The sequence below is a fragment of the Flavobacterium sp. KH_001 genome (assembly GCF_057840745.1).
Genome location: NZ_CM174520.1, coordinates 4,992,774 through 5,016,470 on the forward strand (window position 1 = coordinate 4,992,774; position 23,697 = coordinate 5,016,470).

A 23,697-nucleotide genomic window follows, 5' to 3' on the forward strand; every position below is an offset into this window, starting at 1 on the left:
ACATAAAACATATATTATTATGAGTACAACTCAAACAAGCAAAATTGAAATCAGAAAAGCTACGTCGTCAAAAATAAGCACTGTAGACTTTGAAAACTTAAGCTTTGGTGCTGTTTTTACAGACCATTTATTCGAATGTGATTTTAAAAATGGAGAATGGCAAAATCCTGTCATTAAGCCGTATGCTCCTATTTTAATGGATCCTTCTTCAAAAGTCTTTCATTACGGTCAGGCTATTTTTGAAGGAATGAAAGCTTATAAAGATGAAAATAATGATGTTTGGTTGTTTAGACCTGATGAAAACTACAAACGTTTTAATAATTCTGCTGTACGTATGGCAATGCCAGAAGTTCCGGAAGCTATTTTTATGGATGGTTTGAATGAATTATTAAAAATCGATCAGGAATGGATTCAAAGAGGAAACGGAGCAAGTATGTACATTCGTCCTTTTATGATTGCTACGGGACCTGGTGTTATTGCTAATCCGTCTGACGAATATAAATTCATGATTTTACTTTCTCCTGCAAAATCATATTATGGAGGCGAAGTGAAAGTAATTATTGCTGAACATTATAGTAGAGCAGCAAATGGTGGAATTGGAGCTGCAAAAGCGGCAGGAAATTATGCTGCACAGTTTTACCCAACTAATTTGGCCAACAAAGACGGTTTCCAACAAGTAATCTGGACAGATGATGCAACGCATACTAAATTAGAAGAAGCGGGAACAATGAACGTTTTCTTCAGAATTAATGATACCTTAATGACTGCTCCAACAAGCGAAAGAATTTTAGATGGTATCACCAGAAAAAGTTTGATTGCTATGGCCGAAAAAGAAGGATTAAATGTAGAAGTTCGTCCTGTTCTTGTATCAGAATTAGTAGAAGCAGCTAAAAACGGATCTTTAAAAGAAATTTTTGGAGCCGGAACTGCAGCAGTTATAAGCGTAATCAAAGGATTCTCTTATCAGGATGTTTATTATGAAATGACTCCAATTGAAAATTCTTATGCTTCTCTTTTAAAAGAAAAACTAACAAGTCTTCAAAACAAACTTTCTGAAGATACTTTTGGCTGGACTGTTAAAGTTCAGTAATCAAAAAAGGATATTAAATACAAAAACCCGACAGCTAAAGCTGTCGGGTTTTATTTTTTCACAAAAATAACACAAAGCTTTGCGAACTTTGTGTTTTTATAGGAACTCAAGAAAAAAAACTTAGCGTTCTTTGCGGTTAATCTTCGTTATAAAAGTTTTGAAAAATCGGGTTTAAAATAATTCGGCCCTTTCATTACTTTTCCGTCTTCACGATAAATGGGCTGACCATCTTCACCTAATTTACTCATATTACTACGTTGAATTTCATCAAAAACAGCTTCGATTTTATCCTGCAAACCATGTTCAATAATGGTTCCGCACAAAATATACATCATATCTCCAAGAGCATCTGCAATTTCAACCAAATCATTATTTTGTACTGCATCGAGATATTCTTCGTTCTCTTCCTTCATCAAATTATAACGAAGATATTTTTTAGTTTCGCCCACATCTGCAATCGGGGTTTCGCTGTGTCCTATTTTAAAAGCAGTATGAAATTCCTTTACCGCGTCTATTTGTTTTTTCATATATAGATAAATTTGTTTTTTAATGAAATGAAAAGCCAAATTAGCAACTATTCATATACAATTCTCTAAATTTGTCAAAAATTATTTTAACTATGTTTAGTCAGGGACAATTAATATTCGCAGTCTGTTTTTTCATCGCCTTTGTAATCGTAATGATATTTGCTTATCGAAAAGATCTTGCATTGCACAAGATTTTTTACAAGGGAAACTATAAAGTATTAATCGTTTTTCTTCTTTTTATTGCGATACTATTTGTCATCAAATTCTTTTTTAAAAGGTAATTTTCGTAATTTATTTCTATATTTAAAAATATAAAATAAATGTCGAAGTTTCACAATTAAACTTCATCAGAATCGTTCTGCTCAAAGTTATTTTTTACCAGAAAAAACAATTTAAAAAGTATATTTTTATTTTTTTTCTGCTATAGTGCGACTAGTAATAAAATTTATAACTTTACGACACCAAACAACCTACCACCAATGAAGATTTTAAAATATTTATTTCTTTTATCGTTATTAAGCTTAGTTGCGTTAACCGTTTTTGTTGCTACACAAAAAGGGATTTTTTCTGTAGAAAGAAGCAAAGTCATCAACTCTCCCCGATCGACTGTTTATAACTACATAAACGATTTTAGAAATTATGAAGATTTTGAATCCTGGTCAGTAGAAGATCCTACAATGAGAATGACTTTTCCAAACAAAACAGCTGGTAATGGTGCCTCTTTTTATTGGGAAGGTTCTGATGGAAAAGGAAATGCAATAACCTTAAAAACAAAAGAAGGAGAAAGCATTCAGCAAAAAATGAATTTTGACGGTACAGCAGCAGATATCAACTGGACATTTAAAGATACTTTGGCAGGTAAAACAAAAGTAACCTGGAAAGCCAAAGGAACTATGAGTTTCTTATTTAAAATTTACACTGCTTTAAATGGTGGTTCAGATAATATTATTGGAACCATTTCTGAAAAGAGCCTTGCCAACATCGATAAAAACCTGGATTACGAAACCAGAACTTATGCAATAAAAGTTAACGGAGTAGTTAAAAAAATTGAGACACCTTACATCAAACAGACTTTCACTAGCGAAATTCTGAAGGTAAATAAAAATGCCCGAATCGTAATTCCGAAGCTTATAGAATTCAGCGAAACAAACGGTTTAGCTACGAACGGAAAACCTTTCATCATTTATCATACTTATGACACCGCAAGCGGATTGGCAAAAATTTCAATCTGTTTACCTATAAATAAAGAAATTTCAACAAGTGCAGGAAGTGATATTACGGCAGGCAAACTAAATGGATTTGAAGCTGTAAAAACAACTTTAAAAGGAGACTACACCCATACAAACGAAGCTATTGCTAAAACAACAGCTTTTATTAACAATGAAAAAATTGTTCCGGATTTAAGCTGGTCACACCTTGAGATATTGACTATTAACAAAATGGACACAAAAAGCCCATCAAAACTAATGACGGAAATCTATTTTCCAACAAAACCTAAAGTAATACCGGTTGCAAAAGTTCCTGTTTATCAACCTCAAACAGAACCACAAACTGCAAGACCGGCAACTCCTGCTCCTGCTGCACCAAAAACAACTGAAGAAGAAGACTCAGAATTCTAAAAAAAAGTAAAGACGATTAAACCTTTTGCTCCTAATTCATTCTAATCATTATAAGGTTAAAATTCCTAACTTTATATGTTGTAACAAGATAAAGGTTAAAGCTTGACAAACGAGAAGGAATTTATAGCACAATTATTAGATCCTAAAACGCAGAATGTTGCGTTTCAAAAACTCTTGTCTGATTATCAAAAACCATTGTATAATCATATTCGAAACATTGTTTTGAATCATGATGATGCCGATGATGTTTTACAAAATACTTTTGTAAAAGTATTTCAGTACCTAAAAAGCTTCAAGGGAGAAAGCAAACTCTTTTCCTGGATATATCGTATTGCAACAAATGAAGCCTTGACATTCTTAAACCAAAAAGCAAAGCTAAACGGAATAACATCTGAAGCTTTACAAAATAAAGCCATAGACAATTTAAAAGCTGATACTTATTTTGACGGGGATGAAATTCAGATTAAACTCCAAAAAGCAATTGTCACCTTGCCCGAAAAACAACAATTAGTCTTTAAAATGAAATATTTTGAAGAATTAAAATACGAAGAAATTGCAGAAATTTTAGGTACATCAGTAGGTGCATTGAAAGCTTCTTATCATCATGCGGTTAAAAAAATTGAATTATATGTTACGTCAAATTAAACCTTTTGTAACTAAACCTATCTTATAGACATTATGAAAGCATTTAAATTAGAAAACGAACCGAAAATACAAAGCGGATTTAAAACTCCGGATCATTATTTTGATACTTTATCGGCAAAAGTTTTACAGCAAATAAACGACGAAAAAGAAGTAAAAGTAATTCCGATTTACAAACGTAAAAAAGTACTTTCACTGGTTGCTGCTGCCGCAGTTGTGGCAACTCTGATGATTCCTGTAGTAAACAATTACAATGCAACATCAAAAGAACTTGATGAAGCGACATTAGAAACTTATTTATCTTATCAATCCAATTTAAATCAATATGATTTAATGAAAGAACTTGATACAAAAGATATTGACAAACTAAATAAAGGCGTAGCACTTGAACAAGAAACATTAGAAGATATTTTGTCTTCCAATCCTAATATTGAAAACTTAATTTCAGAATAAAACAAAAACTTAAAAAGATGAAAATTAAAAACATACTACCGCTATTGATGTTCTTAATCAGTTTCTCATTTTATGCCCAAAATGATAAAGTAGATGAAAAACGCGAGAAAATTAAAGCCTACAAAGTATCATTTTTAACAACAGAACTGGAGCTTACTTCTACAGAAGCAGAAAAATTCTGGCCTATTTATAATGCTTTTGATGACAAGCAATATGAATTGCGTCACGAGAAAATGAAAACGTATCTGCGCAAGCTGGATGATGACAAAATTAATTCAATTTCAGAAAAAGAAGCCGCTAGTCTGCTATGTCAAATAGAAAGCACAGACAAAGAACTTTATCTTTTGCGTGAAAAATACATGTCCAACCTAAAGAAGATACTTTCGGCAAAAAAGATATTAAAGCTTAAAAAATCAGAAGATGATTTTAACCGAAAATTGCTAAAACAATATCGCGATAAGGCTGGAAAATAATAAAGAAACAACAGCGATAAGCCCCCTATATAATAATACTTACTTTATTATTTAGGGGGCTTATTATTTTTAAACTATTTATTTTTTATTTAAAGCGTAGTCTTACCATTTTGTTATGACCTGCCGCAATTGCAGTGTTTCGATTGATGAAACGAATTGTAAAAAGCTTTGAATCAGTTGATAATTGCGTCCAGTTTTCTCCTCCATTTTGAGAATATTGTATTCCTTCTGAACCAACACAAATAATTTCTTTACCATTTCCTCCCGGAACATATTGTACACATGATGCATACCCAAATCCCATGTTCTGCCCAATTATCTGCCAGGTTTTTCCACCATCAGTAGTAAAGGCCTTATTTCCAGATTTATTGTTCGGAAGTTCATAATCGCCACCTGCAATAAATCCGTGTTTAGAATCGTAAAAATCAGCAGTAAAAATACCTGTCATTGTTTTCCCCTGAACAATAGGGGTCTCAGTTACTTTCCATGTTTTCCCTTTATCAGGAGAATAAAAAACACGTGCTTTTTTACCTCCGGAAACCAGCCAGGTTTCATCCCCATTTATTACAATATTTGTATTACTGGCTGCAAAAGCTGCTTCACCCTGAGCATTAGTCGGTAATTTATCCGATAATAATTTTGTCCAGGATTCACCCCCGTCACGTGTAACAATAATTGAGAAAGTATCTTCAGTCGGATCTCCTATCGCAATCCCTTCTTTATCATTCCAAAATTGCATACTATCGTAAAAAACTTTAGGATTAATTTCTTTGTAAACTAATTTTACTTTGTGATCTTTTTTAGAAACCTGATAAAGAAGTGCGGGATTTCCTACGCTCAATAAAAAGATATTTTTTGAATTTTGGGCAATACTTCTGAATTCTAACTTCAAGGTATCGCGGTAAATATGCTCTTCAAATTTTTCTTTTTTTTCTAAATCATAATATCCAAAACGAGAATTATCTCCACCGTACCAAATTTTATCCTTATCAATAGAAATGGCTCTAATACTAATTTTATCCTTAAATAAAGTATCCACCTGCATTGATGTAAAACCATTCAAAAACAACTTTTCACTCTTGTTATTCAGCGTTTTAAAGGACATGAATAAAACAAAAGCGCAACAAAACAATAATACTTTCTTCATATAGGTAGAGATTTAGGTGTTGCTAAAATACAATTATTTATAACATATAAAATAGCTTTTGTTTTTTTTTCTGGCACAGTAATTGGATATCCCTGAATATTAATCTTAATATGATTTGCCATGAAAGCCAAAGTACTTTTTTTAGTGTTCTTAGCAATAGGTCTTAGCTCTTGTTCTGTACAAAGCCAAACCACAGTATATGCGAAAAATTCAGATATCAGCGATAATTTAGATTTAAGAGCGGTTGCCTCCATTTTTGGAGAATCAGCTAATCTTCAGGATTTTGAAAGACGTTTAAATGATCCAAAATATCAAATATCAAATCTAGATTTAAATGGAGATGATCAGGTTGACTATCTTCGTGTAATCGAATCTGTAGAATCGAGAACTCACGTTGTAATTATTCAGGCAGTTCTTGATCGAGATGTGTATCAGGATATTGCCACAATTGATGTAGAGAGAGATAATTACAATCAGGTAAATGTGCAGGTTGTTGGAAACAGCTATTTATACGGAGCCAACTATATTTATGAGCCTGTTTACAGTGTTGTTCCGGTAATTTATACCTCATTTTGGATAACAAACTACAGACCTTATATCTCTACCTGGACTTGGGGTTATTATCCAACTTATTATTATGCATGGAGACCTTATCCAATTTACAGATACAGAAATAACATTAATGTATGCATAAACGTAAATAATCATTACAATTATGTTAATACCAGAAGAAGCTACAGAGCTCCTGCATTGTACGAATCAAGACGTACTTACGGATATGAAAGAATGCGTCCAAACAATAGTTTTGCACAAAGACATTCAAATGTTAGTAATAGATATGAATTAGATCAAAGACGTGTTGCGAGCAGAGAAACAAACAGAAATTCTAATGTTTACAACAGCAACAGATCTAACACGAATAGGGTTTCTGGCAACAATACCACAAATTCAAACAGAGATTATAGTCAAAACAGAACAAACTCTGATAGAAACTACAACTCAAATCGTGTTTCATCAAAAGACAATCAAAACAGAGTAAGCACACCTTCAAGAGTTGAAAGCACACAGAGAAACGCTGAACCAAGACGTGATTATTCTGAAAACAATAATTCAAGAGGAAATTCTGAAAATAGAATTAATACAAACAGAACCGCTGCAACTCCAAGAGCTGAAGCACCTAGAAACTCAGACTATAACACAAATAACTCAAGAGGAAATTCTGAAAACAGAATGAACTCAAATAGAACAGCTCCGTCGCCAAGAGCAGAAACGTCAAGAAACTACTCTGAAAACAGAACCAATGCTGCAAGACCGCAAACTACTCAAAGTCCTCAAAGATCTGAAGCACCGCGAGTAAGTCAGGAATCAAGAGGAGGAGGTCAATCGCAAAGAGAGAACAACTCAGGCGGCTCAAGAGGTAACGGTAGAAGAATTTAATCTGAAACCATATTTCAGTAAAAACTAAAAGCACAATTGTTTAATTGTGCTTTTTTTTATTTTTACTATTAATTGACGCTAATTTATTTTAAAACAGTAAATTTGCAACCGTCTTTTATAAAAATATACATGAGCGCAGCGCATAAAAACTTACACAGTAAGTTGTCTATTGGAGGTTTATTGATCACATTAGGAATTATTTATGGAGATATTGGTACATCTCCATTGTATGTAATGAAAGCCATTTTAGGTGATCATATCATCAATGCGGACATCGTTTTAGGAGGTATCTCTTGTGTCTTCTGGACATTGACATTGCAAACCACTATAAAATATGTACTTATCACGTTAAGTGCAGATAATCATGGCGAAGGCGGTATTTTTGCTTTGTATGCCTTAGTTAAAAAAACCAAAATTCAGTGGCTCATCGTGCCCGCCATTATTGGAGGAAGTGCATTGCTTGCAGACGGAATTATTACCCCACCCATTTCGATTTCCTCTGCCGTAGAAGGAATCAGGGCATTCTATCCAACAATGGAAACTTCAACCATTGTCTATATTGTAATTGGAATTTTATTCATACTATTTACCATTCAACAATTTGGAACTAAACTAGTTGGTAAGTTTTTCGCTCCTATGATGTTAATTTGGTTCGCGATGTTAGGTACGTTGGGAGCTATTCAAATTTTAGATCATCCAGAGGTTATAAAAGCTATTAATCCATATTATGCTTACCATTTGCTATCTATACATCCTGATGGTTTCTTCGTTTTAGGATTTGTATTTTTATGTACTACAGGAGCTGAAGCATTGTATTCAGATATGGGACATTGTGGACGAAAAAACATTAGAATTAGCTGGATCTTTGTAAAAACAACTTTGGTTTTAAATTATTTTGGTCAGGCAGCTTACTTAATTCACCACGAAGGAAATACATTACAACAATTAGGCGGAGAAAACGGAAACCCTTTTTATCTTATTATGCCGCATTGGTTTTTGCCATTCGGAATTGTAGTAGCTACTTTAGCGGCTGTAATTGCATCTCAGGCACTTATTAGTGGTTCATTTACATTGATAAATGAAGCAATGCGTTTGAATTTCTGGCCGAAGGTAAAAATCAAATATCCAACTGAAGTAAAAGGACAATTATATATTCCATCAATTAACTGGTTATTGTTTTTTGGTTGTGTTGGTATTGTATTGCACTTTCAGGAATCAGGAAATATGGAACATGCTTATGGTCTTGCTATTATCTTATGTATGATCATGACAACTATTTTGCTGAATTATTACTTAATCATGAAACGTGTGAAACTGTACTTTATGGTTCCCTTGATCACGATTTATTTATTAATTGAATTTAGTTTTCTTTTTGCTAATATTACCAAATTTGCCGAAGGTGGTTATGTGACTTTAATCATTGCAATAATGCTTATTTCGATCATGACGATTTGGTATTTGGCTAAGAAAATTAATAAAAGCTACACTAAAATCATCAAGATCGATGATTATAAGAAAGTTTTAATGGAGTTGAGCGAAGATCTTTCAATCCCTAAATATGCAACGCATTTAGTATACATGACTAATGCGAATCGTGTTGATGAATTGGAAGAAAAAGTGATTTACTCTATTTTACAAAAACGTCCAAAAAGAGCTGATATCTATTGGTTCGTACACGTTAATATTTTGACAGAACCTTATAAAACACAATATAAAGTTACCGAAATTGCGAAAGACGATATTTACAGAATTGACTTTAATTTAGGGTTTAGAGAGCCTACTAAAATCAATTTGATGTTTAGAGAAGTAATTCGCGACATGGTAAAACGTGGAGAAGTGGATATTACGAGCCGTTACGAATCATTGAATAAAAACAATATTATTGGTGACTTTAAATTTGTATTGTCTGAGAAGTTTTTATCAAATGACAATGATTTAAGATGGCACGAAAACATTATCATGAACTCTTATTTCTTTATTAAGAAACTGAGTTTGTCTGAAGAAAGAGCTTTTGGTTTAGATAGTAGTTCAGTAAAAATCGAGAAATTCCCAATGGTGCTTCATGCTCCGGAAAATATCGGATTAACCCGAATTATAAAATAAATCATTTGTAAATAACTTAGAAAAACACTCTTTTAAACTTTATCAGAGTGTTTTTTTTCTTTTACTGAAAGTCGAAAAATAAGAATCAAAATTAAAAATTTAACTTTCAATCAATTAATAGTACCTTTGCAACTCAAATAATTAAAATGAGATTACACAGAAATTTAGTTTATACTACCATCGATTCTTTAAATGCTATCTTCAACGAAGGAGAATATGCAGATAAAGTGGTAGCAAGAGCATTAAAAAAAGACAAACGTTGGGGAAGTTCTGACAGGAAATTTGTTGCTGAAACGATATACGAAATTGTTCGTTGGAAAAGATTATACGCTGAAATTGCCGAAGTTAAGGAACCTTTTGACAGAGACAATTTATGGAGAATGTTTGCTGTTTGGGCAGTGTTGAGAGGATATCCTATTCCGGATTGGAGACAATTGGAAGGAACTCCTGAAAGAAAAATTAAAGGTCGTTTTGACGAACTTTCAAAAACCAGAGCACTTAAAGAATCTATTCCGGACTGGATGGATGAATTGGGTGTAAAAGAACTTGGCGAAGCAGTTTGGTCTAAAGAAATTACCGCTCAGAATCAACCTGCAAAAGTTATTTTAAGAACCAATACTCTTAAAGGAACTAAAGAAAACTTAAGAAACACCTTGATGGATTTAAATATTGAAACAGAATATTTAAAAGATCAGCCGGAAGCTTTGGTTTTAAAAGAAAGAGCAAACGTATTTTTAACAGACGCTTTTAAACAAGGACTTTTTGAAGTTCAGGATGCCAACTCACAATTGGTTGCCGGTTTTCTTGATGTAAAGCCCGGAATGCGTGTAGTTGACACTTGTGCCGGAGCCGGAGGAAAAACATTGCATATTGCTTCTTTAATGGAAAACAAAGGACAATTGATTGCAATGGATTTGTACGAAAGCAAATTGAAACAATTAAAATTAAGAGCGAAAAGAAATGGCGCTTTTAATATTGAATATCGTATTATTGACACTACAAAAGTGATCAAAAAATTACACGAAAAAGCTGACCGTGTTTTAATCGATGCACCATGTAGCGGTTTAGGGGTTTTAAAAAGAAATCCTGATGCGAAATGGAAATTACAACCTGAATTTATTGATAATATCCGTAAAGTTCAAAGCGAAGTTTTAGAGAGTTATTCTAAAATTGTAAAACCAGGCGGAAAATTAGTTTACGCAACTTGTTCTGTATTGCCATCAGAGAATCAGGAGCAAGTGGAGAAATTCTTAAAAACTGAAATCGGAAAACAATTTACATTCATAAAAGATCGTAAAATTTTGGCCTCTGAGTCTGGTTTTGATGGATTTTACATGGCGTTGTTAGAACGTAAAGCTTAAAATTAAAATTCCACCTTTGTGGGATTAAATTCCAATAAAAAAATTCCAAATTCCAACTTTATAATTGGGATTTGGAATTTTTTGTTTCCTTAGGATTATAAAATACCCGAAGTCATTATCTGTCCCGCGGGACTATACCAAAATCGGAATTTGGATTTTTTTTCTTGGAATTTCTATTAAAGTAAGCTAGGCTTTCTTAACAACTTTCCATTTTCATTTTCCTTGAATTTCGGAACAAAAACTATTTCTTTTGGTTTTTCGTACTTATCTAAAACATCAAAAAAATCAGCAGCAAAATCTTGTTTTTCCCCTTCAATAACCAAAATTAATTTCTCTCCCAAAGTAACATCCGGTATTCCGGTCACAAAAAATCTGGAATCTAATTTCTCAATCAGCTTTGCTTCTATTTGTTCAGGAATCAGCTTCACTCCTCCACTATTAATCACATTATCAATTCTTCCTAAAAAGATAAATTGATTTTCTCTTATTATTTCAACTAAGTCGTTGGTAATAATCGGCTCATCAGAAATTGACGGTACTGTAATCACCAGACAACCACGATCATCCTGTGCTATTTTTACATTTGGTAAAACAGTAAAAACACTTTCCCCCAATTTTTTAGCAGCAATATGGGTAATGGTTTCTGTCATACCATAGGTTTCGTAAATCTCTGTTTTCAAAGGCAATAATTTAGCTTCAAGTGCCGAATCCAATTTTGCTCCTCCAATGATTAACTTTTTTACATTTACTAATTCTTCAATCGAATTTTGAACCTGTAAAGGTACCATTGCAACAAAATCGTATTTGGTTTCATTTAGCACTAACGGCTCTGTAGTTGGTGTTACGACATCTAAATCGAGACCTAAAATTAAGCTTCGAACCAACATCATTTTACCGGCAACAAATTTTACAGGCAAACACAGCAAAGCTTTATTACGAGGCTCTAATTCAAAGAAATCTCCAGTAGCCAAGGCTGATTGAATCATAGCTTGTTTCTCTAATTTTACAGTCTTAGGAAGTCCGGTTGTCCCCGAAGTTCTCATTTCGATATAATCTTTATTATCGAACCAATCCAGTAAAAATTCGCCTATAGCCTGTTCATTTACATCACCTTCTTTTATATAATCATAAGCCACCCTGCACAAATCAGTTGCGCTTAAATGGTATCCATTTATCCGAAAATGGTTGTGAACGTTCTTGTGTGTTAATTCTAACATAAGTATTTAGTTTGATGTCTCTAAGGTAGTAATTTTCCCTGTTAACTTTTCTTTCCAATTAGTCCATTTATACTTTTTAGCAAAAATAAAAAGCAAAATTGGGTAAACCACAAAAATAGGCAGAATCACATCCAGTCCAGCGGAAGGCTCTGACATATCTTTAAAGATAGAATAAGTCTGAAACACTGACCAATCTGAAGTAACTAGTATAGCTCCAACCAAATTATTAGCAGCATGAAAACCTAAAGCCAGTTCCATTCCTTCATCCATTAACGTAATGATTCCCAGAAACAATCCGGTTCCAATATAATAAATCATAATAACATAACCCATTTTTGCAACTTCAGGATTAAAAACATGCATTGATCCAAAAATCAGCGAAGTCATTAGAAGTGGAAACCATCTATTTTGAGCCAGATTAGCAAATCCCTGCATTAAATATCCTCTAAAAACATATTCTTCAGTACTCGTTTGTATCGGAATAAATATTGTACCCACTACAACTAAAATTAAGAAAGGCAGCAGTTTAAAATTCCAGACAAAATTCTCTGGAGATCTCATATAGATTGCCCAAAAACTTAGAGCTGAAAATACAGCCCATAACAAAAATGAAAATAAAATACGGTTCAAATCTACCTTTTTACGTGATGTCGTTACCGACAAAAGTGTTTGATTATGCAAATATTTAACAACAAAATAAATTCCTGCGAAAGCAAAAGCAAAAGAAATCATGACCAAAAACAAAGTAAGATTGGGATCAAAAACGCTCATAGCTCCAGCGTTGTCCGTAGGGAAAGCTTTTTTGTTTGCAAAACTGGAATATAAAAGTGCTGCAGAGAAAGGAATTTGTCCTATAAAAGATGCAATAATAATTAAAACGGATCCGATTAGATAGAGCCAAAATTTGTTTTGTGGTTTAATTCCCTGTTCTAAAAACATATTTTAAAATTTAAAAATGAGGATTCAATTTAATAAGTAAATCTTACTTTTGGTGTTGCTAAAATACCTTTTTTTGCATTAACTATTCTTACAACATCCTAAATATAACAAAATGATACAAATTTATCATAATCCACGTTGCGGAAAATCAAGAACCTGCCTTGCTTTTATGGACCAGACTAACCAGGAATATGAAATCATTCCCTATTTAACAGAGACTCCATCATTTGAAGATTTAAAAGTTTTACTTCAAAAATTAGGTCTTGAACCACTTCAATTAGTCAGAACTAAAGAAAAAATCTGGATTGAAAACTATAAGGGAAAAACATTGACCAACGACCAAATAATTCAATCAATGGTTGACAATCCCATTTTAATTGAACGCCCGATTGTGATAAAAGACGGAAAAGCCATTATTGGAAGAGATTTAGATTTGGTGGCTTCTTTTTTAGATTGAATATAAAATATCGAATTAACATTTTTTTGTGATTTTACTCTTTAAACCATAGGCTACTTTTGCGGTCTAAGAGTAAATGAAACCAAAAATAACAATGAAAAAAATCAAATTTGCTGTATTACTTGTTCTTTTTTTTACAAGTTTTTACAACTATGCACAGCAGCCGCCTACAGGTAAAAACAAGGTAAAAGTTACCGGAAAAGTATTCGAAAAAGTTAGTAAACAACCACTTGAGTATGCTACAATCTCGATCATGGCTCCAAACGACACCAAAGTTATTGCAGGTGGAATCACCAACCCAAAAGGGGAATTTGAAGTAGCTGTTGCTCCTGGAACTTATGATATAAAAGTTGAATTTATTTCGTTTAAATCAAACGAAATAAAAGGTAAAACTATTTCCGAAGACACTAATTTAGGAGTTGTAAACTTATCAGAAGATGCAGCACAATTGAGTGAAGTTGTTGTTCGTTCCGAAAAATCAACAGTTGAAATTAAACTGGACAAAAAAGTTTATAATGTTGGGCAGGACATGATAGTAAAAGGCGGAACTGTAAGCGACGTTTTAGACAATGTTCCGTCAGTTTCTGTTGACACGGAAGGAAATGTTAGTTTGAGAGGAAGTGATAATATCCGAATTTTAATTGACGGAAGACCATCAAATGCTATAAACGTTGCCGAAGCTTTGCGTCAGCTTCCTGCAGATGCCATTGACAAAGTTGAAGTTATCACCAATCCATCAGCACGTTATGATGCCGAAGGCGGATCAGGATTAATTAATATTATCCTTAAAAAAGGTAAAAATCAGGGTTTCAACGGAACTTTTATTGCCTCAACAGGAATTCCTGAAACGTATGGTTTAAGTGCTAATTTAAACTACAAAACAGAGAAATTAAACTACTTCACGACTGCAGGTTATAATTACAGAACTAACGAAGGTGGTGGTGGAACTACTTCTGAATACTTCGACAAAACTACCGGAGCTACAACAGGTTTTTTAGACGAAGATCGTGATACAAAAAGAACCAGAGACGGTTTTAATGGGAGAGCCGGAATAGAATGGTCAATCACACCAACCACTTTCTGGACCAATGCCATCAACTATCAAAAAAATTCAGGTGAAGATGAAGACATCATCAATTACCAAAATTTTGATGCAGATCGTAATTTTACAGGTAAATCTTATCGTCTAAATAATGGTGATACAGGAAGCGAAAATGTAGAGTTTACTTCAAATTTAATTAAGAACTTTAATGATAAAGGACACAAACTGACTGCTGATTTCTCTATTTCAAGAAACACAGATGACAGTAACAGCCTTATTACAGGATCTGACAACTTTAATAATACATTAAACGATCAGGTTCAGAAACAAGTTCAGTTACAAGCTGATTATGTTTTGCCTTTAGGTAAAGGAAGTCAATTTGAAGCTGGATATAAAGGAAGTTTTGGAGATTTAAATAATGAATATTACGTTCTTGATGAAAATGGTGCGGCAATTCCAAATTTATCAAACAATTTAGAGTACAAAGAAAACATCAATGCACTTTATACTTCGTACGGATTTAAAGTAAACAAATTCTCTTATTTATTAGGTTTACGTTGGGAAGATACCAATATTCAGGTTAACTTGTTAGACACTAACGATTTCAATACAAAAAAATACAACAACCTGTTTCCAAGTGCTTTTGTTAGTTATGAAATCTCAGATCAAAGCAATTTCACTGCCAGTTATAGTAAACGTTTATCAAGACCAAGAGGACGTTTCATGAACCCGGCGGTAAACTATTCAAGCAACGTTAATATTTTTCAGGGAAATCCGGACTTAGATCCTTCCTTAACTGACAAATATGATATAGGATTTATAAAAAGATGGGATAAGGTCACTTTCAATACATCAGCTTATTTTGAAGATACAAAAGATGTTTTTAGCTTCGTGAGATTTCCTACAGGTGAAGTTGTAACTCCTGATGGCGAGGTCGTAACTCCCGCACCAGGCGAAAATATTGATGGTGTTCCGGTTATTAAAAGTACTCCCATTAACTTAGGAAAAGAACAGAAATTTGGTTTCGAATTTACCCTGAATTACACTCCTTTTAAGTGGTGGAGATTAAACAGTAACTTCAATCTTTATAATGTAAAAACAACCGGAGAAAACAGTTATACAGATACAAATGGTGATCTTATAGTGCAAAACCTTGACAACCAAGCCAATTCTTGGTTTGCTAGAATTAGTTCTAAAATTACATTGCCATACAAAATCGACTGGCAATTAACCGGAATGTACAATGGTGAGCAAAAAACAGCACAAGGTAAAAATCTGGGTATGTTTGGTTTGAATACCGCTTTCAGTAAAGATGTCTTAAAAGACAAAGCAACCATTGCTTTCAATATAAGCGATATTTTCAACTCAAGAATCATGAAATCATACACTTATCTTGATTATCAAACTTCATACAGTGAAATGCAATTCCGTAAACGTCAATTCAACTTATCGTTTACTTACCGTTTCAACAAACCTAAAAGCGACAGAGAAAAGAATGCACAGCCTAGAAATGAAGGTGATGGTGGAGGAGAATTTCCTGGATAAACTTAGTTAAATTCCAAAAATAAAAATTCCAAATTCCAATTAAGCTCTGATTGGAATTTGGAATTTTTTTTATTGGATTTTCTTTTTAGCATAAAAAAAAGGACTCGTTTAAAACGGGTCCTTTCTTTATGAAGTCAATTTAAAATTAAATTGATTGCTCTTCTTGTCTCTTTTTTGCTCTTTTCTCTTTGAACATTTCCCAGCTTGCTCCCGTAACCCAATAAGATACGAAACCAACTAAGAAAAACATCAACCAAAACCCTATAGTTAGTATGGTCAAGAAAAGTAAAAAACCTAAGTACTGTGAAAATTCAAACATGTTTTCCGGAATTTTTGAATGTAAGGACAAATGTAAGTTTTATATTTTTGCTTAGCAATAAAATCCAAATCAATTTTTATAAAAACACAATTATCCGTATATTTAAACTCATTTTAAATAAGGTTTTTTTTCCATTTTTATTTAACTATCTAAATCAGAAGAATATGAGTATTTTCAGGAGCTATTTCCCGCTATCCGTTACAATCTTTTATATCCGCCGCGGCGGACATAAAAGGATTTTCACTACTATCGGGGCTAGGCATTCATTTTCAAAAGAAATTTTAAACATCAAAGAAAAGAATCCGTTTTTAATCCGCGTTTTTACAAAGTAAATCCGTGTTATCCGCGTTCAATTTACCAGCAGCATTTTACAACAAACTATATATACAAATGAAATACAGAATAGAAAAAGATACCATGGGCGAAGTACAAGTCCCTGCAGATAAATATTGGGGCGCTCAAACAGAACGTTCGCGAAACAATTTCAAAATTGGGCCATCGGGCTCCATGCCACCAGAAATCATTGAAGGTTTTGCGTATCTTAAAAAAGCCGCTGCTTATGCAAATTACGATCTTGGAGTTTTACCTATAGAGAAAAGAGATGCTATTGCAGCAGTCTGCGACGAAATTTTAGAAGGAAAATTAGACGATCAGTTTCCTCTTGTAATCTGGCAAACCGGTTCAGGTACACAAAGCAATATGAATGTAAATGAAGTTATCGCCAACCGCGCTCAGGTTCTTAAAGGTTTTGAAATTGGCGAAGGCGAACAATTCATAAAAGCTAATGATGATGTGAACAAATCACAATCCTCAAACGATACTTTCCCAACCGGAATGCATATTGCGGCTTATAAAATGATTGTTGAAACAACTATTCCGGGAGTTGAGAAATTACATGCAACCTTAGCAGCAAAAGCAGTCGAATTTAAAGATGTTGTAAAAATTGGCCGCACGCACCTTATGGATGCTACACCATTAACTTTGGGACAGGAAATTTCAGGATATACCACTCAATTGTCTTTTGGTTTAAAAGCCTTAAAAAATACTTTAGCTCATTTATCAGAAATCGCATTAGGCGGAACTGCTGTTGGAACAGGCTTAAATACCCCAAAAGGCTACGATGTAAAAGTTGCCGAATATATTGCAAAATTCACCAATCATCCTTTTGTAACGGCAGAAAATAAATTTGAAGCATTGGCAGCACATGATGCTATTGTAGAAACACATGGCGCTCTAAAACAATTGGCTGTTTCTTTGAATAAAATCGCCAATGATGTTAGAATGTTAGCCTCAGGACCACGATCCGGAATTGGCGAAATCCATATTCCTGAAAACGAACCGGGTTCTTCCATTATGCCCGGAAAAGTAAATCCAACACAATGCGAAGCCTTGACAATGGTCTGTGCTCAGGTTATCGGAAATGATATGGCAATTGCTATTGGGGGAATGCAGGGACATTATGAATTGAATGTTTTCAAGCCGGTTATGGCAGCAAATTTCCTTCAATCAGCAAGATTATTGGGCGATGCCTGCGTTTCATTCGACGAACATTGCGCTCAGGGAATCGAACCAAACTACAAACGCATCAAAGAATTAGTAGACAATTCTTTAATGTTAGTCACCGCTTTAAACACAAAAATCGGCTACTATAAAGCCGCAGAAATCGCTCAAACCGCTCACAAAAACGGAACAACTCTTAAAGAGGAAGCTGTACGTTTGGGTTACGTAACCCCAGAAGATTTTGATGATTGGGTGAAACCGGAAGAGATGGTTTAAACTAATTGTGAATTGTAAATGGTGAATTATTAATTAAAAAAAAAGCTTCATAAAACTTAAAATTTATGAAGCTCTTTTTTTAGATGAAAGTGCAAAAAACAATTCACAATTCACAATTCACCATTTACAATTAATAATTATATCCCGTCTACATAGTCTTGCAAATAAGCAAACCTTGGAGTCAATTTTCCTTTCTCCGTAATTTTAGCTCTTTGTAAAATTCCATCTTTATCTCCGTTAAAAAATGCCGGAATAACATGTTCCATAAATTGCTCTCCAAAACCTTCACTTGCATCTTTCGGGATTTCGCATGGCAGATTATCAACCGCCATTACTACAATGGCAGCAGGATGAAAAACATCAACTTCTTTATTTTCTAACGGGAAATAACCGTAAATAGGCTCCTCAATAGTAGAAGAACGCAACGTACAGGCAATTGGTCCGTTAACATCACATGAAATATCAGCAACGACTCTTAATTTGCAATCACTTGCATTCAACATTTCCTGAGTTAAAATCATGGGTGCTGCATTGTCATAAAAATGACCTGCATAATAAATATCTGAGACTTTTGTGAATTTTTCAAAATCAGAAACGTAGGCGTCAGGATGTGAGGTAAAATCATTGAAATCTAAAACCTGTCCGTCAATTCGTTTATTGTATTCTAAAACATCTAACTGCACGTAAACCGATTGTGTATAGTTTTTAGTCAAATAATTTTCAATTGTAACTTCCTTTATTTTAATGGCATCCAAAATTTCTTTTGCGCCACTTCCTACCTTTCCAGTTCCTGTAAGTACAAATTTTAAAGGCGGTAAAGTAATACGTTTTAATTGTGCAATTAAAGCTTCTTTTCCGGCAAGGGTTTCTGCTTTAGGTAATTTGAACAATTCAAATTTTATTCCGAAGGCACGAATTCCATTGTAAACACCAACCATTCCGGCATATTTTCCAAAACCAATCAAACGACGATTTTCAGCATCCACAATAGTTTCGTGATCGTATAAATCGATATTTTTCTCTAAAATTGCTTTCAACAATTTTCTATTATAAGGCTGCTTTTTTATAGTATGCGAGAAAAAGAAATAAGCCTTGTTTGGAATCAAATTCTCAACCGGAACTTCTTTTACCCCAAATAAAACATCGCAATCAGATACATCATCGGTCACTGTTATGCCCATACTTTTGTATTGCACATCAGTAAAAATTCGAATATCAGAACTTTCAACTTCAACAGTGGCTTCATGATAAAGCTGTTTTAGTTTAGCAAGTTCACTTGGTGCGAACACTACACGTCTGTCTGGTGGGGATTTTCTTTCTTTTATAATTCCAAATTTCATTTATACGAGATTAAGATAGATATTAATATAACTTTTTAGATTCAATTTGTTTCAAATATAACAAAATTAGTTAAAATTTTGTTGTTATTTTCTCTTTTTAAACATTTTTATAACGCTAATAGCTGATGTACAATCGACTAACAAAAAAAGAAGTTAAAACAATGTTAAAATCAGATTTTTGAAAGAGTCAAAAACCGAAAACATAAATATTGAATTCTATATATTTGTTTTTAAAGAATGATGAAAATGAGTCTCCTAAAAAAAACAAATATACCACAAATACTTTTCCTAATCTTAGTTTTAAGTTCATGCGGAAAAGATAAAAAAACAAGTGTTGATACCACTTCAACAGTTGAAGATACAATGCCAAGAATGAAGCCATTAGGTCCCGAAAAAAGAATTTCACAGGCCTATATCAATTCAGTAAAAGGGAGAATAAATCATTTTTACTATAAAAACTGGCCAAACAACAGCATGAACGGAAGCTTTCTTGTTGCCCGCAATGGTCAGATTATTTTTGAAAAATATAATGGATATGCCAACAAAAATGAAGGCACAAAAATAACGGCAGAAACACCTGTACAAATTGCTTCTGTCAGTAAAGTATTAACTGCAACAGCGGTACTAAAATTAGTCAATGCAGGTAAACTACAATTAGACCAGAAAGTAAATACAATCTTGAAAACTTTTCCGTACGAAGATTGTACGGTTCGAATGCTTTTAACGCATCGCAGTGGTATGCGTAATTATGCCTATTTTACAGATCACGACAAATCGGTTTGGGACAGACATAATCAGCTTACCAATAAGGATATTTTAGATATTTTAGCCACAAAAGATATTGGACTGGAGTCAAAAACAGGAACACGTTTTGGATACTGCAATACCAATTATGCAATGCTAGCCCTTATCATCGAAAAAATTACAGGCTTAAAATATAAAGAAGCTATGTCTGAAATCATTTTTAAACCTTTAGGCATGACACATACCTATGTTTTTGATGATGATAAAGAAAGAAAAACAATTGTTCCGTCATACAAAGGGAATGGAGCCGAAATTGGTTTTGATTACCTGGATAATGTATACGGAGATAAAAACGTATTTTCGACTGTACGCGATCTTTTAAAATTTGACAGAGCAAGAAATTCATCTGACTTTTTGAAGCCTGCTTTACTAAAAGAAGTATATACGGGTTACAGCAACGAAAGAAAAGGGACGAAAAATTATGGCTTAGGTATCCGAATGATCAATTGGGAAACGGGACAAAATTTCTATTTCCATAATGGCTGGTGGCATGGTAACACCTCCTCTTACATTACTTTAAAGAAAGAAAATGTTACGATTATTGCCTTATCTAATAAAATGACCAGAAACACTTATGCTGTTCGTAAACTGGCACCAATTTTTGGAGATTATCCTTTTAATTTCAAGGATGAAGAATAATATAATTTTTAAGTAAAATTTATTATTTATCTAAGCGCAAATAGTATAAATTTGCAAACTCAATTTTGGGGTCGACTGGTTTTGACAGCAAGTCGAATTGGAAAGTAAGCACGTCGAGCATTGAGACCTTGCTCGTAAATATAAGATCTTACAATTTTACACGGCGAAAATAACTACGCTTTAGCTGCATAATCCGAATTATAGTAAGATTAGCCACGTCCCTATCAGATAGGGAAGCTGGATTCTCCTTGAAAGCCTTGGTTTGTGGCGTTCAGTATAGGGGAACCGTAAAAATAAACCTAGATTTCCATGAGCTTCGGGTGGATTTCGAAATTAAGAAGATAAGTGTTGAGTGGTTGTTCCTGACCTAGCTTAACATCGAAAATCCAATCAGGAAATAAACGCGTAGAAAGCTCTTTAGTTGCTTGTTTGGACCCGGGTTCGATTCCCGGCGACTCCACAAAAAAACCGTAATTGACTTAAAAAGTCTTTACGGTTTTTTTTATTTCTTAGTAAAACCTTTTCTGGTCATTTCCCCCCAGCCTTTGGTTCCCATAATTTTTTCTTTGTAACCAATTAGGGCGGCGTAAACTGTTAGTGGATGAAAGTAAATGGGTTCTATAAAAGCAGCTATTAAAAGTTTAAAAAAATGAGTTTGTTTTGGGTACTTGTGATAAGAATACTCTTCACTATAAAGCGCTATAACCGAAAACATAACAGCAAAAAAGTAAACAAAAAGAACCAGCAATATGAAAAAATGCCAGTTAAGTAAGCCCATTACAATAAATACAAGTGTTATAACAAGACCTATAAATTCTATTCCGGGAGCCAGGAATTCAAACAAGGTCCAGTAAGGCACACTAATCATACCCAACAATTTGTACTTCGGATTCAGAAACATTTTTTTGTGCAGACTAAGTGTTTCAATTGTCCCTCTCATCCAGCGGCTGCGCTGTTTCTTAAATATTTTAAAATCTTCAGGTGCTTCTGTCCAGCAAAGCGGGTCCGGTATGTAACTAACACCGTATGGTATTTTATTTTCCAGCATATAACGGCGCATTCTCACGACCAGTTCCATATCTTCACCAACTGTTTTTATGTTATAACCACCAGCCATTAAAGCAATTTCCTTATCAAAGGCACCAAATGCACCACTTATAAGCAATAAACCATCCAGCCTGCTCCATGCCATTCTGCCTAAAAGAAACGCTCTTAAGTATTCTAAAACCTGTATTCTTGGGAGCATCTTATCCGGAATATTTACCTCAACCAAACGGCCGTTTTTAATAACACACTGGTTCGCTATCCTGACTACACCACCAGTAGCGATAATACGTTTGCCGTAAGATTCCAGAAAAGGTTTTGCCAGCTTGAGTAACGCATCTTTATCCAGAATACAATCAACATCAATACAAACCACATATTGATTCTGGGCGATATTAAGTCCGACATTTAGTGCGTCAGCTTTACCCCCATTTTCCTTATCGACTACAATCAGTTTTTTGAAAGCAGCATTTCTGGAAGTATAAATTCCCCTAATTTTTTTTGTTACTATTTTTGGGTGAATAGCAAGTTCTGTCAGGACAAGATCGTACTTTTTAATCAGGATTTCCATAGAATTGTCCTTGCTTCCATCGTTGACCACAATAACTTGGTAATTATTGTAATTAAGGGAAAGTAGTGATTTTACATTTTCTTCAATTGTAAAACCTTCGTTGTAAGCAGGAGCTATTAGAGAGAGACTGGGCGCAAATTCACTTGTAAGAAGCACATCATAATCAACAAAACTATTCTTTTTAAGATATTCCCTAAGTTCTCTGGTAGACAAGTGAGCTAGTACAAGATAAGAAGACATAATTAATACCGCATAACCAATTATAAGGATTAGATATTCCTCAAAAAACATTGCTAATTCAGTAGTAAAAAAAGTCATTTTTTATTCTATTAAACAGTTAATAGCTGTAGTACGTTTTGTGCTTCGTACTTTATTAATGTATTGGGAGCATTGGCAACCAGCTTTGTGACGTAAGGGATTTTTTGTGTCAATTTAAGCTCCTTAATAAGTTTTAATCCCAGTGCAATTACGGTTGTATTTTGAGATTCAAGCAATAACTCAACCCCTTTAATATCGCCAATATCGTGCTTTTTGAAAGCATGTATGATATTAATCTGAGTCCAGTCATCAATTGGATGTGGATGCTCTGTGAGATATGGCAGACTTTTTGTACCTCCAAGCTTGATAGCAGCATTTACGGCTGTGATTTTTAAAATTTTATTTCCGCCTTGAGATGCTTTTATGATCCTGTCAAAAGCGTCAGCACAATTTATTTCTGATAATTCTGTAATTCCTTTGCATTTTACTTCCCACCTCAGGCTCCTGAGTTTTTTGAAGGAATCTTTTATCAATTCTGAATCTTTGTAAAACTGCTCTAACTTTTCGGCATAATTTCCTTCGTAATTTTTATGAAGATTCATAATCGAATCGATCATAACTTCCCTGAAAAAGGATTTACGAAAGAGTTTATTAAAATTTTCGTCCTTATTAACTTCTGAAAAAGGCATATCCTGAAAAACCACCGAAAACATTAATTTTTCAATAATGATGGTATATTCCGCAAGGCGTTTGTTCCTTCTTATCTTCCTGCTTCGGCTGCTTATTATTATTAAGTAAAGAATAAATGATGTTAGTATAAACAGGCCTATGGACAGAATTAAAAAAGGTTCTACCCAGGTTCCGCTCTTATAAAGTTCCCATAGTTTCGTCATA

The 23,697-nt window shown here is 33.8% G+C and carries 20 protein-coding genes and 1 other RNA gene; 14 read left to right on the forward strand and 7 right to left on the reverse strand.

Annotated features, from left to right (window positions below):
- Positions 1-19 precede the first annotated feature (19 nt).
- A complete protein-coding gene (locus AC3ITQ_RS21200; RefSeq protein WP_375032653.1) occupies positions 20-1,090 on the forward strand; it encodes a branched-chain amino acid aminotransferase in 1,071 nt (356 codons plus the stop codon).
- Between the two features lie 146 nt (positions 1,091-1,236).
- Here AC3ITQ_RS21200 and AC3ITQ_RS21205 read toward each other — a convergent pair whose 3' ends face one another.
- Positions 1,237-1,617 carry a pyrophosphohydrolase domain-containing protein gene (locus tag AC3ITQ_RS21205; protein WP_194656934.1) on the reverse strand — a complete coding sequence of 127 codons (381 nt, stop codon included), beginning with the start codon at positions 1,615-1,617 and terminating at the stop codon, positions 1,237-1,239.
- Positions 1,618-1,709: 92 nt separating this feature from the next.
- Here AC3ITQ_RS21205 and AC3ITQ_RS21210 point away from each other — a divergent pair, with 92 nt between their 5' ends.
- The 5 genes from AC3ITQ_RS21210 (at position 1,710) to AC3ITQ_RS21230 (ending at position 4,804) form a co-directional block, all read left to right on the forward strand.
- Positions 1,710-1,898 carry a hypothetical protein gene (locus tag AC3ITQ_RS21210; protein WP_072972699.1) on the forward strand — a complete coding sequence of 63 codons (189 nt, stop codon included), beginning with the start codon at positions 1,710-1,712 and terminating at the stop codon, positions 1,896-1,898.
- A 198-nt stretch (positions 1,899-2,096) separates the two neighbouring features.
- Complete coding sequence (locus tag AC3ITQ_RS21215) at positions 2,097-3,236, forward strand: SRPBCC family protein (protein ID WP_489236066.1); 1,140 nt, start codon at positions 2,097-2,099, stop codon at positions 3,234-3,236.
- A 102-nt stretch (positions 3,237-3,338) separates the two neighbouring features.
- Entirely contained in the window at positions 3,339-3,881 is a 543-nt protein-coding gene (locus AC3ITQ_RS21220; RefSeq protein ID WP_489236067.1) for an RNA polymerase sigma factor, read from the forward strand.
- Positions 3,882-3,914: 33 nt separating this feature from the next.
- Positions 3,915-4,331 carry a hypothetical protein gene (locus AC3ITQ_RS21225; protein WP_489236068.1) on the forward strand — a complete coding sequence of 139 codons (417 nt, stop codon included), beginning with the start codon at positions 3,915-3,917 and terminating at the stop codon, positions 4,329-4,331.
- A 17-nt stretch (positions 4,332-4,348) separates the two neighbouring features.
- A complete protein-coding gene (locus AC3ITQ_RS21230; RefSeq protein ID WP_375032646.1) occupies positions 4,349-4,804 on the forward strand; it encodes a sensor of ECF-type sigma factor in 456 nt (151 codons plus the stop codon).
- Between the two features lie 85 nt (positions 4,805-4,889).
- Here AC3ITQ_RS21230 and AC3ITQ_RS21235 read toward each other — a convergent pair whose 3' ends face one another.
- Positions 4,890-5,951 (reverse strand): WD40/YVTN/BNR-like repeat-containing protein, encoded by a 1,062-nt coding sequence (locus AC3ITQ_RS21235; protein ID WP_489236069.1) that lies wholly within the window; start codon positions 5,949-5,951, stop codon positions 4,890-4,892.
- 120 nt (positions 5,952-6,071) lie between these two features.
- Between AC3ITQ_RS21235 and AC3ITQ_RS21240 the strand changes: the two genes are divergently transcribed.
- From AC3ITQ_RS21240 to AC3ITQ_RS21250, 3 genes are all read left to right on the forward strand, one after another.
- Complete coding sequence (locus tag AC3ITQ_RS21240) at positions 6,072-7,388, forward strand: hypothetical protein (RefSeq protein ID WP_489236070.1); 1,317 nt, start codon at positions 6,072-6,074, stop codon at positions 7,386-7,388.
- 129 nt (positions 7,389-7,517) lie between these two features.
- Positions 7,518-9,491, forward strand: a complete 1,974-nt coding sequence (locus tag AC3ITQ_RS21245) for a KUP/HAK/KT family potassium transporter (protein ID WP_072972711.1) — start codon at positions 7,518-7,520, stop codon at positions 9,489-9,491.
- Positions 9,492-9,637: 146 nt separating this feature from the next.
- On the forward strand, positions 9,638-10,852 hold the full coding sequence (locus AC3ITQ_RS21250) for an RsmB/NOP family class I SAM-dependent RNA methyltransferase (protein WP_194656942.1): 1,215 nt from the start codon (positions 9,638-9,640) through the stop codon (positions 10,850-10,852).
- A gap of 176 nt (positions 10,853-11,028) precedes the next feature.
- On the opposite strand, the gene AC3ITQ_RS21255 is transcribed toward AC3ITQ_RS21250, so the two are convergent.
- Positions 11,029-12,069, reverse strand: coding sequence for an AMP-binding protein (locus AC3ITQ_RS21255; RefSeq protein ID WP_489236071.1), 1,041 nt, complete (start codon positions 12,067-12,069; stop codon positions 11,029-11,031).
- Positions 12,070-12,075: 6 nt separating this feature from the next.
- The gene (locus AC3ITQ_RS21260) at positions 12,076-13,008 is read right to left on the reverse strand and encodes a CPBP family intramembrane glutamic endopeptidase (RefSeq protein ID WP_489236072.1); all 933 of its coding nucleotides are present in this window, start codon (positions 13,006-13,008) and stop codon (positions 12,076-12,078) included.
- Between the two features lie 112 nt (positions 13,009-13,120).
- On the opposite strand from AC3ITQ_RS21260, the gene AC3ITQ_RS21265 reads away from it, so the two are divergent.
- From AC3ITQ_RS21265 to fumC, 3 genes are all read left to right on the forward strand, one after another.
- Entirely contained in the window at positions 13,121-13,465 is a 345-nt protein-coding gene (locus AC3ITQ_RS21265; protein WP_489236073.1) for an arsenate reductase family protein, read from the forward strand.
- A 94-nt stretch (positions 13,466-13,559) separates the two neighbouring features.
- Entirely contained in the window at positions 13,560-16,052 is a 2,493-nt protein-coding gene (locus tag AC3ITQ_RS21270) for a TonB-dependent receptor (protein ID WP_489236075.1), read from the forward strand.
- Positions 16,053-16,761: 709 nt separating this feature from the next.
- Positions 16,762-18,147, forward strand: coding sequence for a class II fumarate hydratase (gene fumC, locus AC3ITQ_RS21275; protein WP_489236076.1), 1,386 nt, complete (start codon positions 16,762-16,764; stop codon positions 18,145-18,147).
- A 137-nt stretch (positions 18,148-18,284) separates the two neighbouring features.
- On the opposite strand, the gene AC3ITQ_RS21280 is transcribed toward fumC, so the two are convergent.
- Positions 18,285-19,487, reverse strand: a complete 1,203-nt coding sequence (locus tag AC3ITQ_RS21280; RefSeq protein ID WP_489236077.1) for an NAD(P)-dependent oxidoreductase — start codon at positions 19,485-19,487, stop codon at positions 18,285-18,287.
- A 240-nt stretch (positions 19,488-19,727) separates the two neighbouring features.
- Between AC3ITQ_RS21280 and AC3ITQ_RS21285 the strand changes: the two genes are divergently transcribed.
- On the forward strand, positions 19,728-20,930 hold the full coding sequence (locus AC3ITQ_RS21285) for a serine hydrolase domain-containing protein (protein ID WP_489238958.1): 1,203 nt from the start codon (positions 19,728-19,730) through the stop codon (positions 20,928-20,930).
- Between the two features lie 67 nt (positions 20,931-20,997).
- Positions 20,998-21,393: a transfer-messenger RNA gene (gene ssrA, locus AC3ITQ_RS21290) on the forward strand.
- A gap of 39 nt (positions 21,394-21,432) precedes the next feature.
- Here ssrA and AC3ITQ_RS21295 read toward each other — a convergent pair.
- A complete protein-coding gene (locus tag AC3ITQ_RS21295; protein ID WP_489236078.1) occupies positions 21,433-22,863 on the reverse strand; it encodes a glycosyltransferase family 2 protein in 1,431 nt (476 codons plus the stop codon).
- A gap of 11 nt (positions 22,864-22,874) precedes the next feature.
- Entirely contained in the window at positions 22,875-23,696 is an 822-nt protein-coding gene (locus tag AC3ITQ_RS21300) for a hypothetical protein (RefSeq protein WP_489236079.1), read from the reverse strand.
- Position 23,697: the final 1 nt, after the last annotated feature.